Annotated in this window: 16 protein-coding genes and 1 other RNA gene; 5 read left to right on the top strand and 12 right to left on the bottom strand. The window is 28.8% G+C overall.

What is annotated here, in order from left to right; all coding sequences use genetic code 11:
* Positions 1 to 15 precede the first annotated feature (15 nt).
* Positions 16 to 480: a hydrogenase maturation protease gene (locus B8965_RS08605; RefSeq protein WP_084053687.1), complete on the bottom strand. Its 465-nt coding sequence runs from the start codon at positions 478 to 480 to the stop codon at positions 16 to 18.
* A 122-nt stretch (positions 481 to 602) separates the two neighbouring features.
* Here B8965_RS08605 and ssrS point away from each other — a divergent pair.
* From ssrS to B8965_RS08590, 3 genes are all read left to right on the top strand, one after another.
* Positions 603 to 785: non-coding RNA, 6S RNA (gene ssrS / locus B8965_RS08600), on the top strand.
* A gap of 178 nt (positions 786 to 963) precedes the next feature.
* Positions 964 to 1,992: a CotS family spore coat protein gene (locus tag B8965_RS08595; protein ID WP_084053685.1), complete on the top strand. Its 1,029-nt coding sequence runs from the start codon at positions 964 to 966 to the stop codon at positions 1,990 to 1,992.
* 110 nt (positions 1,993 to 2,102) lie between these two features.
* A complete protein-coding gene (locus B8965_RS08590; protein ID WP_084053683.1) occupies positions 2,103 to 3,785 on the top strand; it encodes a synaptonemal complex protein 1 in 1,683 nt (560 codons plus the stop codon).
* 34 nt (positions 3,786 to 3,819) lie between these two features.
* Here the strand turns inward: B8965_RS08590 and B8965_RS08585 are convergent, their stop codons facing one another.
* The 5 genes from B8965_RS08585 to B8965_RS08565 form a co-directional block, all read right to left on the bottom strand.
* Positions 3,820 to 4,512, bottom strand: a complete 693-nt coding sequence (locus B8965_RS08585; RefSeq protein WP_084053681.1) for a hypothetical protein — start codon at positions 4,510 to 4,512, stop codon at positions 3,820 to 3,822.
* Positions 4,513 to 4,661: 149 nt separating this feature from the next.
* Positions 4,662 to 5,069: a hypothetical protein gene (locus B8965_RS08580; protein ID WP_084053679.1), complete on the bottom strand. Its 408-nt coding sequence runs from the start codon at positions 5,067 to 5,069 to the stop codon at positions 4,662 to 4,664.
* A gap of 100 nt (positions 5,070 to 5,169) precedes the next feature.
* Positions 5,170 to 5,571 carry a DUF3842 family protein gene (locus B8965_RS08575; RefSeq protein WP_084053677.1) on the bottom strand — a complete coding sequence of 134 codons (402 nt, stop codon included), beginning with the start codon at positions 5,569 to 5,571 and terminating at the stop codon, positions 5,170 to 5,172.
* 214 nt (positions 5,572 to 5,785) lie between these two features.
* The gene (locus B8965_RS08570) at positions 5,786 to 7,237 is read right to left on the bottom strand and encodes an MFS transporter (protein WP_242941969.1); all 1,452 of its coding nucleotides are present in this window, start codon (positions 7,235 to 7,237) and stop codon (positions 5,786 to 5,788) included.
* A 106-nt stretch (positions 7,238 to 7,343) separates the two neighbouring features.
* Entirely contained in the window at positions 7,344 to 7,799 is a 456-nt protein-coding gene (locus B8965_RS08565) for a DUF441 domain-containing protein (RefSeq protein WP_084053675.1), read from the bottom strand.
* A gap of 128 nt (positions 7,800 to 7,927) precedes the next feature.
* On the opposite strand from B8965_RS08565, the gene B8965_RS08560 reads away from it, so the two are divergent.
* On the top strand, positions 7,928 to 8,191 hold the full coding sequence (locus B8965_RS08560) for a YqhV family protein (RefSeq protein WP_084053673.1): 264 nt from the start codon (positions 7,928 to 7,930) through the stop codon (positions 8,189 to 8,191).
* A gap of 24 nt (positions 8,192 to 8,215) precedes the next feature.
* Here the strand turns inward: B8965_RS08560 and B8965_RS08555 are convergent, their stop codons facing one another.
* Positions 8,216 to 9,133: a restriction endonuclease gene (locus B8965_RS08555; RefSeq protein WP_084053671.1), complete on the bottom strand. Its 918-nt coding sequence runs from the start codon at positions 9,131 to 9,133 to the stop codon at positions 8,216 to 8,218.
* A gap of 101 nt (positions 9,134 to 9,234) precedes the next feature.
* Between B8965_RS08555 and B8965_RS08550 the strand changes: the two genes are divergently transcribed.
* The gene (locus B8965_RS08550; protein ID WP_084053669.1) at positions 9,235 to 9,402 is read left to right on the top strand and encodes a DUF1540 domain-containing protein; all 168 of its coding nucleotides are present in this window, start codon (positions 9,235 to 9,237) and stop codon (positions 9,400 to 9,402) included.
* A 162-nt stretch (positions 9,403 to 9,564) separates the two neighbouring features.
* Here the strand turns inward: B8965_RS08550 and B8965_RS08545 are convergent, their stop codons facing one another.
* From B8965_RS08545 to pyrF, 5 genes are all read right to left on the bottom strand, one after another.
* Complete coding sequence (locus B8965_RS08545; protein WP_084053667.1) at positions 9,565 to 10,287, bottom strand: ubiquinone/menaquinone biosynthesis methyltransferase; 723 nt, start codon at positions 10,285 to 10,287, stop codon at positions 9,565 to 9,567.
* Between the two features lie 62 nt (positions 10,288 to 10,349).
* Positions 10,350 to 10,823 carry a hypothetical protein gene (locus B8965_RS08540; RefSeq protein WP_084053665.1) on the bottom strand — a complete coding sequence of 158 codons (474 nt, stop codon included), beginning with the start codon at positions 10,821 to 10,823 and terminating at the stop codon, positions 10,350 to 10,352.
* Positions 10,816 to 12,423 carry an ATP-binding protein gene (locus tag B8965_RS08535; RefSeq protein ID WP_084053663.1) on the bottom strand — a complete coding sequence of 536 codons (1,608 nt, stop codon included), beginning with the start codon at positions 12,421 to 12,423 and terminating at the stop codon, positions 10,816 to 10,818. Before B8965_RS08535 ends, B8965_RS08540 begins: the two co-directional genes overlap by 8 nt.
* A 112-nt stretch (positions 12,424 to 12,535) precedes the next feature.
* Positions 12,536 to 13,108, bottom strand: a complete 573-nt coding sequence (gene pyrE, locus B8965_RS08530) for an orotate phosphoribosyltransferase (RefSeq protein WP_084053662.1) — start codon at positions 13,106 to 13,108, stop codon at positions 12,536 to 12,538.
* Complete coding sequence (gene pyrF, locus B8965_RS08525) at positions 13,108 to 13,818, bottom strand: orotidine-5'-phosphate decarboxylase (protein WP_084053660.1); 711 nt, start codon at positions 13,816 to 13,818, stop codon at positions 13,108 to 13,110. Before pyrF ends, pyrE begins: the two co-directional genes overlap by 1 nt.

The raw sequence follows: 13,818 nt of genomic DNA, 5'->3' as shown, positions 1-13,818 counted from the left end.
TTTACCTCCCTAAAATTAATTTTTTAACAGATCTAACTCTTTAATAACCATTTCAACAACCTCAGGTACAATCTTTTCTACTTCAGGAGTTAAACTTTCCCCAAATGTTAAAACATCTTGAACCTCAATAGCAAAAATGGATATCTTTTCTGGTAACTTAATTCCTGTTTGTTTTCCAAATTCTAAAGCTGTATATAAATTAATATCATGTACTGAGGCTAGTCTATATGAAAATTCTAAGGAATCTTTATCAAGTCTATAAACATCCCCCACCTTACCATTTTTAGTTTGAACAGCATCAATTAAAATTGCATTATCATAACCTGTCATAATATCCATTAAATTAAATCCACCTAAGCTTGCTTCTACAACATCTATATCTGGGCTTACCTTATCTTTTAAAATCATAGCAATTTTATTTCCGACCCCATCATCACTAACAATAGGATTTCCTAAACCTACAACAATAGTTTTCTCCATGTTTTTTCCCCCTAAAATCTTTTCTTCTTTAATTATAATATAAATTTGCTTTTTTTAAATGATTTCCAGAAAATCACTAGTGAACTAGTTAAAAAATCTGCTATAATAAAGTTAACAAATCAATATTCCTGCCGTATCTAGTTAATTCAGAGCGTTTTTAACCAACACTTATTATACGGGGTCTAATCCTTTTTATTGCTGTCATGCCACTTATCTTTAAGAGGACAACAAATAAATAAAAAGCAGGACACCCACCTGCTAAAGCAGGTTAAAAACTTATGGTTAACTTATATAGCGGGACTACATATTATATCTCCTTTTCAAATCTTTTTTAACCATACCTACATTATACCAATTATAGTTCTGAATATTTCAACTTTTAAATAAATTTTCAATTAAATAAAATTTTCTTTATAACTAAAAACATATTTCCCCCTACTAGCATATCATATTCTAGAAAGTCCTATGTAAAGGGGGGAGAAAATGGCTACTATTTTTCGGGACTATGTTGCAGAAGCCCAGTTTATTTTGAAAAGTTATCCAATCAAACCTAATATTATTAAACAAACTCAATATGATAGCAAAAAAGCAGTTTGGTTTGTGAAAACAAATGAAAACTCTTATGCTTTAAAGAGATATACCCTTACAAAAGAAAAATGGTCCAATATTATATCAGCCTATTATTTTTTATTCCAAAAGGGCTTTAATATTGCACCCTTAATAGTTACTAATAGTTTTAAGCCGTGGATTGTTTCTGATAATAACTTTTATATATTAACTAATTGGGTAAAGGGGGATTTACCTAATTTTGAAAATATTGATGATATTCTTAAAATAACTAAGAGTATTGCTAATCTACATTTGTATTCAAAAGAGTATACTCCCCAAACAAGGGAATATAAAGATAATAATATTGAGTTAAAACGAAAACAAGGGTTATTACTAGAATATAAATACGAAGCGGAAAATCAAAAGAACGATGAATTTTCACTTCTTTATTTGAAACATTTTGAATATTTCTTTGAATCCTGGGAAAATACTTCTCAAAACTTTAATAAATCAGCTTATAAAAAACTAATCAAAAATTTAGATACAATGCCTTGCTTATGTTTAAATAGCTTTGCACCCCTAAACTTTTCCTTAGACACCAGCGAAAATATATGGATACTACATCTAGACAAAATCCATATAGATTTACCAGTTTTAGATCTGCGCCAATTCATTTTTAAAATTATGTATACAAATGATTGTTGGGATAAAAAAGTTTTATCCCAAATCATGAAAAAATATTTAGAAATATATCCTTTAACTGAAGAAGAACTTAATTTATTATTAATAGACTTGCAAATACCACATCTATTTTTTAATATTTCGACTCGTTATTTTTTATTTCCAGCTAGTAAAACCACACAAGCCACTCTCACAAAGATCCTGCACAAAGCAATTAAGTTAGAAAAAGAAAAGAAACTTGTCTTAAAAGATTTCTGGGAACTTATTAAAACCTCTGATTAAACTCAGAGGTTTTTTCTATACAAATTATTTTGATTACAATAATACTTACTATACATGCATATACATTAAGTATTATATTGTGGACTAAGTAGTTGTAAGGTGGTGTTTGTATGACAAAGGATATGTATAATCTCCTTAGAGTACCTAGAAATAAAGGTATCTTAGGTCAAGAAATCTTTTTTATAAAAAACAAAAATATTATCTGGTCGTTAAAAGTAGAAAAAAATTTATTACTCGGAAAATACTCACTTGATGAAGGTCAAAATTGGAGTCCCTGGCTTAATTTGGTATTTGATTATGATGGATATTTTTCCTTTACAATCCATGGGGATAATACTTTACACCTTGTTTGTAAAAACTTAAAAGGTAATTTAATTTATATCTTCTGGAGGGAAGAGGAAGTAACAGCAGAAATTTTAGGTGAAAATTTTCTTTTAAACGAACGAATTATTTATCAAACAATAGTATTGGATACAAATGAAAATTTACATCTAATTTATTTTACAGAAAATCCTTTTGAACAAATTTGGCGCATTAAGTATTCCTATAAAGGAGAAAGTTGGAATATGCCAATTGTAATTGATGAAGGTATTGGTACTGGTCACAATCAAGGAGCCGCATCACTTGCACCAGATGGCACTATACATTTGATTTATCAAGTTTTTGATAACCAAAAATATCAACTAATACATATCGAAAATAATAATTATCAGTGGGGTAATAAGAAAACAATTACTTCTTCTAATCGAAATAATTTATCTCCCTCTATCATTTTTGATCATAATAATACACTTCATTTAACCTGGATTAAATCAGATGGTCAAAATTATCGAATTATGTATCGAAATAAATTAAAGGGTGGCTGGATGGTAGGAGGCTGGAAAAATGATAAAATTTTATCTTCTAAAGGCGTAAATGCTTATTCTCCAACCATAGGAATTATTGATCATAAGGTCTTAATAATTTGGCAGCAAATTGATGGAATTTATGAATGTTATTCCTTAAATGATGGAGAAAGTTTTTCAAATCCTGCTTTTAAAAATAATTATGATAAACTTGTGCAAAGAAATTTTGTCTCCTTAGATTTATATCGAAAATATAATTTAAATTCCATTACAAGTTTCGATACGGGTAGTACTTCGGTAGCACTTTTAGCTACCTTATTTCAAAATGATGATAAAGAAATTACATTAAATCTTCCTGAACAAAAAAACAAAAGAGAACTTGTCCTACCTAATATGGAACATTTAAGTATTGATTATGGTCAAAAAGATTTAGAGGAATATCTAAATAAAATTAATGGAAACTTTCATCATTTATTTTTCGAAACCGAAGATGTGCGTCTGACTAATATTCAGATGAGAGAAACTATTGAGGAAAAATCTCAATTAATAACAGTATTAAATACCAAGCTTTTAGAAAAAGAAGCAGAAAAAGTAGTATTAAAGGATAATGAAAAAAAACTAATCGCTCTTGTTGATAATTTAAAAAAGGATTTAAATAATAAAAAATTTGAATATGAAGAGAATAAAACAATCCTTAATCAAACTATTCTTGGCTTTGAAGAAAATAAAAAATTTTTAGAAAATACTCTAAAAGAAATCAAAGAAGATAATAATTCTTTACAAAAGTTACATCATCAAGATCAGCACTCAAATAAAGAATTAATAAAACAAATTACGATGAAAAATTTAATAATTTCTGAATTAGAAGAAAGAGAAGAAAATTTAAAAGGTGAAATAGAGTTGTTAAAAAATACACCACTTTGGAAAAAATTAATTAGGGGAAGTTAAATAAAAATAAGGCTGAGTAAACTCAGCCTTATTTTTATTTATAGCAACCCAAATTTCCATTGTCATTATCATTGTCGTTATCCTGATTAAATGCGCCAGTTTGCACTGGATATGGTGGCCATGTTGGTACATATTCAGTTGGACATTCACCTATTATTTGATCACATTCTGGTGGCTGTGGAGGGAAACCATAGCAAGGAACCATTAACTGAACTTCTGCTTCTAGTTTAATTAAAATTAAAACACCTATACAGCAAGTTATTTTTGTAATATTTTGAGTACAAGGATCTCTCTCAGCAATAAAACAATCTAAACATTCAGGGAAAATATGACAGAATGCATCTAAATCTCTTTCATCAGCTCTTGATACCCTAAAAGTTTTACTTATAGTATCAGTTAAATAATTCACTACTTGCGCGTCACCATTATCATCACGATAACGAGCTCTTACCCTTAATTTAAAGCTCACTCTTACTCTTTTTCCTCCTACCTTTTCACAATCTACATCGACTATTCTAGATCTTTGGCACTTAATCTCTGATACGTCGGCAGTATTAGGTAGTGGAGCTGCACTATTGTCATACACATCAACAATTTCAACCTGAGTATGCATACACTCCTGAAAAACTTTTGTCACCCTTATAATATCAATTTCTGAAGGGGGTGGACAAATAGGTACACCATCACAATCTACTGGACATAAACCAGGCTTAATTTTATCTTTCACTATTTTACCTCCTCAAATTAAATTTAATTTAAATCACATTTCCCTATATATTATGGAGTTTAGTCAATAGTGTGATAGTTTTGAACTGTCTATTTTAATTTTTCATAAAAAAGAATGGTTATTAATAACCATTCTTTTCTAGTTCTTTATTATATTATTGTTGGATTGATTTGTTGTGTATTTGCTTCAGCAAATGCATGTTTAACTTCATCTAGCTGATTTATAACTTGATCTATCTCAGCTTGATTTAAATTATTATGAATTTGACTCATAGACTGTACTGCTTGATTTAAAAGCATTGAAGCATCACTAAAGTTAGATTGCTGTGTTGGACTAGCTTGTGGACTGATTCCATCTACAGCAGCTTGCCAATCTTGATGTGATTGTCTTAAACATTCTTGTGCATCATTTATTAAACTTGGATTATTAGTACTTAAAGCTTCTCTTAAATTTTTATCTGCATGCTGTAGATTTCTTTCAGACATTTGCATGTTTTTAAAATGTTTTCTTTGTTTTTCTAGATATTCCTCATTCGGAAGATTTTCAGTATTTGGCATGGTATACCTCCCTAAATTATGATTTAAATCATCCTTATTTTGTGTAAATAGTAGAGTAAATATACACAAAATTAAAAAATTATTTAGAGTGGTCTTTTGACTAAGCTAGAACTATTTTAATAGTTTCTTTAATTAATTCCCCTAATGGTTTACTTTCATATCCTACTAATTCTACATGAGCTTGATTAACAGGAATTAGTATTTTTCTACATTTACTAGAGGCGATGGTTTCAGAAATAAAAGGAGTTATTTCTCCCATCATACTATTAGGCATAATTATTCCTAATGGACCAATAATAATATCGACTTCCTTTATACTTACTTTAATTGCATTTTCACCAGTTGCACCTTTATTTGCTCCTGCTTTTATCATACTAGATGTTGCCATAGCATTTGTACCAAGTGCCCATATTTCCGCCTTTTCTCCTATTCCTTTGACCAAACCTTGTACAATTTGAGCTCCCATTCCTCCGCCCATTCCATCTACTACTGCTATTTTCACTTAAAACACTCCTTATAACGCTTGCTACCTTTAATATTAAATTATAACATATTTTTTGTACATAAAATAAAATGATCTAAAACAAAAAACAACCTCTATAACAGATTGTAATAGTAGTTGGTACTAACATTTGTTTTTAATAATTTAAGGGTAAAAAAACAAGAGAAAGAAAATAGTATTTTTACCGTTTTCTTTCTCTTGTTTTTAGCCTATTTTATTTATCAACATTATCTTTATTAATATTATTTTTATCGACATTATTTTCATTTGCGTTGTCTTTATCAGAACCATTATTATCTTTATAATTTGACGGGTTTATAGATTCATCTTTTTTATTAGGTTTTAAACTTGGTCTAACGAGTAATTTACCTAAAGTATTTCTTAACATTAATGTATCTAAGATGAATTTCTTATAATTAAACCGGTTTTTTTCCTCTTTCTTATCCTTTTTTTGATTTTTCGTTTGATCTTCTGAACTTACCTTTGGATCAGTAAAGAAAAACACTACAATAGCAGCCAATATCGCTAATCCTCCAGCAAACCCAAAAGTTATAGTATTACTCTTTTCCATAAGTATGCCAAAGATAGGTGGTCCTACAGCGACACCCGTGAATCTTACCGCTCCATATAAAGCTGTAATCATACCTCTTTCTTCAGTAGATACACTACTTGTAATTAAGGTATTAATACAAGTTAAAACTAAACCTGCACCAACGCCGCCAATTGCTAAAGCAGTAACAAATAGATATAAATTTTTGATAAAGAAAATTATCATTAGATTTGAGAGACTTAATAGTATCAGTCCACCTATTACTAAGTATTTATATTTATTCTTTTTTCTTTGCGTTAAAATTCCTGTAAGAAATGAAGTAATAGAACTACCTAACACTGGTATTGCCAAAACCAATCCTTTTTTTACGCCTTCGAGACCATATTTTTTTTCTAAATAATCTGACAGATAAAATAAGGTACCAAATAGAACAAATAAAGCAACCGATCCTGAAAAAAAGGTGCTCATTAAATGTAATCCTTTATTTTTAAATATTTTAGTCAAAGAGCTTGTATATTCTTTTAGTGACTGACTTTTTTGGTTTGTTGTTGGATCTTTAACTAAAAACCAGACCGCTAAAGCTGTAGGGATACATAAAATAGGAAATAGATAAAAAAGAGCATACCAAGATATAATTCCAAGAAGTGAACCTAAAATAGGGCTTATAACCTTACCAAGTCCATTAGCAGCTTCTAAAATACCTAAAGCTTTACTTCTATTATCAGAAGTGAAGATATCACTTGCTAAAGCCATTGCTATAGGTGCAGTACCTGCTGCTCCTATTCCCTGTACTACCCTACCAGCCATTATTGCATAATAAGGCTTTTTCATAAATAACACAGCTAATAATGCGATTACTCCACCAACTCCATAAATAATCAGACTTGGAACAATTATTTTCTTTCGACTATATCTGTCAGATAAAAATCCCGCAAAAGGAATAGCTAGACCTGCAGGTATCGAAAATAAAGTAATTACCAAACTTACTTGAAATTGTGTTATACCTAGAGAAGATTTCATTTGTGGTAAAACAGGTATTAACATTGAATTTCCTAGCACCATTAGTAGAGGAACTGCACCTAATGATGCTAATACAATATTACTTTTAGCTTTCACGAAATACACTCCTTAGAATTTATGTCCATCGCAATTAGTCTGCCCCGTAAAAGCTTAAAAATTACATTTATTTTAAATTTTAAGCTTTATTTTAGTTTGGATCTATTCAACCTTTAATAAAATTAAATATTTGCATAAAAAATGCAGCTAATCCAGCAGACATTAATGGCCCAACAGGGACTCCTTTAAATACAACTATCCCTACAATTGCACCTACAACTAAACCAGTCATTAACTCTGGCTGAACTTTTAGCATACTAAGTCCTGCTCCATTCATGTAAGTAGCGATGGCGCCACCTACTGCGCAAAAAAATCCTGGCCAACTAAAAATACCTCTTAGCATATCCTTAAAATTCATTTCATCACTTGCAAAAGGCACTAAAACGGACAACATTAAGAATAACAGTCCTACTTCAAGTCCTCGTCTACTAATTAAATCAAAATAATGAGATAGATTACTCAATTTCATCACTAACAAAACACAAGCCGAAGCTGCTAATATATTAGAATGTCCCAATACTCCAATTAGAATTAATATTAATAATATTCCTTCTCCTAACAAATAAAATACCCCCAATAATCACAAGTATACCTAACTTATATTTATGCAGACAAAAATCAGATATTCTGTTAATAAATTACTAATTCTCTGAATACTCTATTTATTAAAAAGCTAATAAGGGTGATTTTATGAATAAAATTGTTTTAGGTATGGCTCTTTTAAGACTATTATCAGGTTTGATTGAAATATCTGCTGCATCATTAATGCTTTATTTTAATAGAATAGAAACTGCTTTTAAAATAAATGCTATTCTAGCTATTATTGGTCCACTTGTACTTATTACTGTGACATCACTAGGTTTAGTAGGTTTAGCGGGGAAGGTTTCTATTAAGCAACTCGTAATGATATTTTCTGGAGTAAGTATGATTTTTATAGCTTTGAATAAATTATAAAAGAAGCATTTTGAAATGCTTCTTTTATATTATTTTATCTTCCCACTTATAATCTATATTCTCTTTTTTAATTCCTACCCAAAAACTAATTGCACCAAAACTAAACAATAAAAAGCTAGCTACATAGTATAATAAATTGATTTTACCTTCCATGAAAATTCCAAAAATCAGTAAAAAAAATCCTCCTAATATATAATTACTTAGATTTGATTTAGCAAAAATTTTTTCTTGTGTATGTTTCCATGCTCTTTCTTTGTATTCAATTCTTTTTAAAATTGCATCATCTATTTCTGAATTTAGGGGTAATTTGTCGGCATCCCGTGCCATTTCTAATAAATCATGACGTGCTAATAACAATATTTTTCTTTTCTCTTTAATAATTTCACAAAATGTTTTAGTACTTTCCCTAAAATCAGTACTAGAAATGATAATTCCCTTATCAAAATTGTTTTTACTCATAAAACGGGACAATTCTCTAGCTGAATAGGCTTCTACTGCATTTTCCCCATCTAATAAATGACAAGTAATTACAATATTCTCATCATTGAATTTCGCTTCTAAATCGATCTCCTGCCCGGATTTTGTTACTTCAGTAAACTGTGGCAATCCCTCTAAAACAGATTGAATAAATACAACAAAATCATCTTTATCCATTCCTTTTATTCTTTTCCAAAATATTTCTTGGGAAATATTATTCCTTAATCCCTTAATAAATTTGTTCATTTTCTTTTTTTCGATTTTTTTATTAGAATAATAAAAAAAATGAAAACCACCCAGACTTAATAAAGTAACTATTAAAATGTTATCGACATAATAAACTAGTACGCTTACCAAAATAATAAAGATAAATAGATGTTTAAAGAATGTCTTAATTGTTTTAGCATAGGGTGCTTCCTTTTTCTTCAAACTATTGTAATAATAGTTTTCTAATTTTTTTTTCATGCCAATTACCTCCTTGTTTTATTATTCCCATAAAATTTAACATATAATAAACTACATAATATTTTATTTTCTGCAAATATTAATATCAGGAGGTGATTATAATGAAATGTGATAACATTAGATGTAAGGTTGGAGAATGTGCTTATAATAAATCAGGTATGTGTAATGCTGAAAGTATTGAGGTAGTATCAGCTTCTCAAAATATGTCTGTCTCTACAAGTGATGATACAGTTTGTCAAACTTTTAAACCCAAAAATTCTTTAAGCTAACTAAGTAGAATAGAAAGTATCACACTTTGTTAAAATAATATTTTTCTGAATTTAATGAAAAGAGGCAGTAAATTTTATAAAATTTACTGCCTCTTTTACTTCCACATACATTTTTACGTCATTTTATTTTTTGTACTATTTTTTGCTTCTATCTACATCTTTTCACCTCTTTTGACCTAGGTAAACTGTAAAAAGCCCACCAATTAAACTAAAACTCTTTACTTCTACTAAACCTGCATTTATGTACATATTTTTAATTTCTGTTTGGCTTGGGAACTCTTTAAAAGACTTAATAAGCCATAAATAATCAAAATATTTGTCATTATCTTTGACCTTATTAATTATTTTTGCAAAGAATGGGATGATCTTAAAGAAAATCAGATTAAAACCTTGTAATAAGATTTTATTTGTCGGAATTGCTGCTTCTAAGCAGACAACCTGACCTCCGCTTTTTACTACCCTAGACATTTCTTCAATAGACTTTTTGATATTTAAAACATTTCTTAAAGCAAAACTATTAATTGCTATTTCAAAGTTATTATTTGAAAAAGGGAGATCTAGTGCATTTCCTTCAATAAACTCTACATTTTTTATACTTTTATTTTTCATCATCAATCTACCAACATCTAACATTTTACTTGAAAAGTCAATTCCTACTACTTTACCCCCATCGCCCACTCTTTTGGCTATTTTCAAACTAAGCTTACCTGTACCACAACATATATCTATAACATTATCACCAGTTTTTAAATTTGATTTTCGTAACATATAATTTTGGATTAATGGAAATATCCCAAGGGTTAACACAATCGTTGTAAAATTATAATGGCTGGCCATTTTATTAAATAGTTTTTTTATATATACTTCTTCCTTTTCTTTGTTCATAGTTAAATCTCCTTTAACTTACATTTTATAAAAAAAATCCTGTAATATACAGGATTAAAATTTTAGTTCAATTTATTAGTTCGTTTTTTCCAAAATATTTTATTTAAAATTACCCCTAATAAGAAAAGTATTAAAATCTGAGGTGAACCTAGGATTATCCTTAAAGGATAATTATTCAAGATATATTGTACTTCTAATCCAAAAAAATTAATACTTATTTCAACAACAATTAATTCTAGAATCATCAAAATAATACTTACTATAGAGGCACTTAATATACAAATTGTAAAAGATTTTTTAGTTATAAAATAAATCCATAACGCGAGAGAAAAAATTGCTATAATAGTATGTACACCAAAAGATATTGAAATTGTCTTTAAAAAAAATATAAATAATCCTTCAAGCACTCCAAAAATAAAAAGTATATATTTTTTTTCTGCTATCCAGTTATTCAAGATAGAAGTTGCTAAAAAAATCATTGCTATACTTTCGGGAATTATTTGAAAAATCAATACAACTAATGGTAGATTATTCATGCATTAATCCTTCCTTTAAAAAACTAACTGTTATTTCTGTACCTAATCCTTGACCTGAGTTAATTGTCAGTTTTGCGTTATTTCTTTCTGCTATTTGATAACAAATTGTCATGCCAAGCCCTGTTCCATTTTCTTTTGTCGTTAAAAATGGCGTACCTAATTTTTCTAAGACCTCTTCAGGGATTCCTTTTCCATTATCCTTTATCTTTAGATAAACGTGGTCTTTGTCTTCGTTTAAACTTATAATTAATTTACCTCCCTGCTCCATTGCCTCAATTGAATTTCGAGTAAGATTAAGTAATAATTGTTTTATTTCATTTTCATATATTAAAAGATTAGAAACCTCGTCAAGCTTTAAATCTAATTTCACTTGATTAAATAAGGCATCCTTTTCCAGTAATAAGGAATGATTTCGTATTATTTTTTCTAAATTTAAAATCTTTTTAGCCTGATTAGACTTTTTTGTACACGCTAAAAAATCACTTGCAATAGTGATACATCTGTCAACCTCTGAAGTAAGTAAGGTTAACTGGCTTTTATCTAAATCAATATTAGATTTAAGACTTAAATCTAAAAATCCTTTAATCGTGGTTAAAGGGTTTTTAATTTCATGGGCAACACTTGCTACGGTTTGATTAATTGCTTCTAATCGCTCAAAAGAAGCTACCTTTTCTCTAATCTTTTCTTCATTAGTAATATCTGAAAATGTTAATATAGCATATTTTAGGATATTCTTTTCATAAACAGGCTGGCAAACTAGCTCTAATAGTTTATTATTATATATTGTAGTATCGTGTAGTTTTTCTTGCTTTTCATGTAAAACTTTATAAACTAGTGAGTCAGTATAGGGATACTTAAGATTGATGTCCATTAAAAATTTTTTATAATGGACACTGATTAAATCTTCATAACTAGTATATATACCTAGTATTTTTATTGCTTGTTTGTTCACATGGACAAATTTACCTTGTCCATCTATGACAAATACCCCCATAGAAATTTCATTAATTAAGGTTTCTAATAATACTTTATTCTTATATAAGGTAACCTTAGTTTCCATTAATTTCATTCTTAAATTTTTTTCGACCTCAAATTCTGTACTAATTAACCAAGCTAAGAGGATTAAAATTCCGGTAAAGATAATATCTGTTTCATACGTATAGTTAAAAGGATACAAGATTTTAGTAAGACTTTGGATTATAGTTATATTTATAATTCCAATAAAAATTGATAAAAAAATACTCACCCAGACACAAAAGGTTGTTGCACAAATTATAACAGGGATTAAATATAAAAACCTTATTTCATAAATATTCGTATACATAATTGTAATATTTATGATAATTAAATTAATTATTATTAAAAAGGTATATATTTTGTTATATGTAATGGAACTATTTTGATAGCTTAAGCTAACTAGAGAAATACCGATCAAAAAACTAATCATAAAAATTATGGTTAAATAACTTTTCAATATCAAACCATCGTATTCTAACTGTTGCGACTTTAATAAAATTACAGTGGATATCGCAAAAAATACAATTTGTGCCTTCATTATGTAATTATTGATGATTCTTTTTCGTTCTAGGTCATGGGTCATCTGTTTCACCTTTAAGATAATTTTATTCTTTATTTATATAATACAACAAGTAAAAATAAAATGCACTCCTCAAAGTGCACTTTGATAAAACATTAGTTTTGAATTTTACAGATTATCGTCTACTACCTGGCTTTATTGCTTCAGTCCCATCAGCACATAAAGGACATTTTTCTTTAGTATAAGTTTTAATATCAAGCTTTAATAAAGATTTAAATGGCACCGTTAATTTAACTTCGCCTTTACTTCGATCTATAATTGAACCTGCTGCTATAACATTTGCCCCCATACTCTCTAAAAGTTCAACTACTTCCTGAGAAGATCCACCTGTTGTAATTACATCTTCAATAACTAAAACATTTTTACCTTTTTCTACACTAAATCCACGTCTTAAAGTCATTTGACCATTTTCTCTTTCGGCAAAAATATTAGGAACCCCTAGTTGTCTTGCAACCTCATAGGCAACTATAACACCACCTAAAGCAGGACCTACTACTAAATCTATTTTCTCATTTCTAAATTTATCTGCTAAATCGGTACAAATTTTTTCGGCTATTTTAGGATCTTTTAATAATAAAGCACATTGTACATACGATTCACTATGTAATCCTGAGCTTAATAAAAAATGTCCGTCTATAAGTGCATTTGTTTCTCTTAATAATGTAATAATTTCTTTTTCATTTAACATTATATTTGCTCCATTTCATTTATTATTTTCATTGCTGCTTCATAAGGGTCATTACTTTTAGTAATTGGTCGACCAACTACTAAAAAATCAGCACCAATTTCTATGGCATCTTTAGGAGTCATGATTCTTTTTTGGTCTCCACTAACAGACCACTTAGGTCTTACCCCAGGACATACCGTAATAAATTCTCGTCCACATACTTTTTTAATATTTTCTACTTCTTTAGGTGAACATACCACACCATCTAAACCACCTTCTTTAGTAAGCTTAGCTAAATTAGTAGCTAAATTTTCTATCGAACCGTTATAACCTACTTCTGTGATTCCTTCTTCATTAAAACTTGTTAAAATAGTCACTGCAATAACTAATGGTTTATCTATTTTTTGAGCTTTCGCTGTTTCTGATACTACTTCACTTACTTTTTGTAACATTTCTCGTCCACCTGAAGCGTGCACATTAAACATATCTACACCTAAAGTAGTAGCCCATTTAGCTGCCTGAGCTACTGTATTTGGAATGTCATGAAACTTTAGGTCTAAAAATATTTTCTTCTTTTGATCTTTTAAAAACTCTAATACTTTGCCCCCAGTATTTAAGAAAAGTTCTAATCCTACTTTATAATAATTAACTGAATCACCTAATACTGTAACTAAATTTTTGGCTTCATTTAAATCATTAACATCTAAAGCTACTATTAATTTACTGCTCAT

It is taken from the genome of Desulfonispora thiosulfatigenes DSM 11270, from assembly GCF_900176035.1.
Lineage (GTDB): Bacteria > Bacillota > Peptococcia > Peptococcales > Desulfonisporaceae > Desulfonispora > Desulfonispora thiosulfatigenes.
This window is presented reverse-complemented; position numbering and strand designations above follow the sequence as displayed.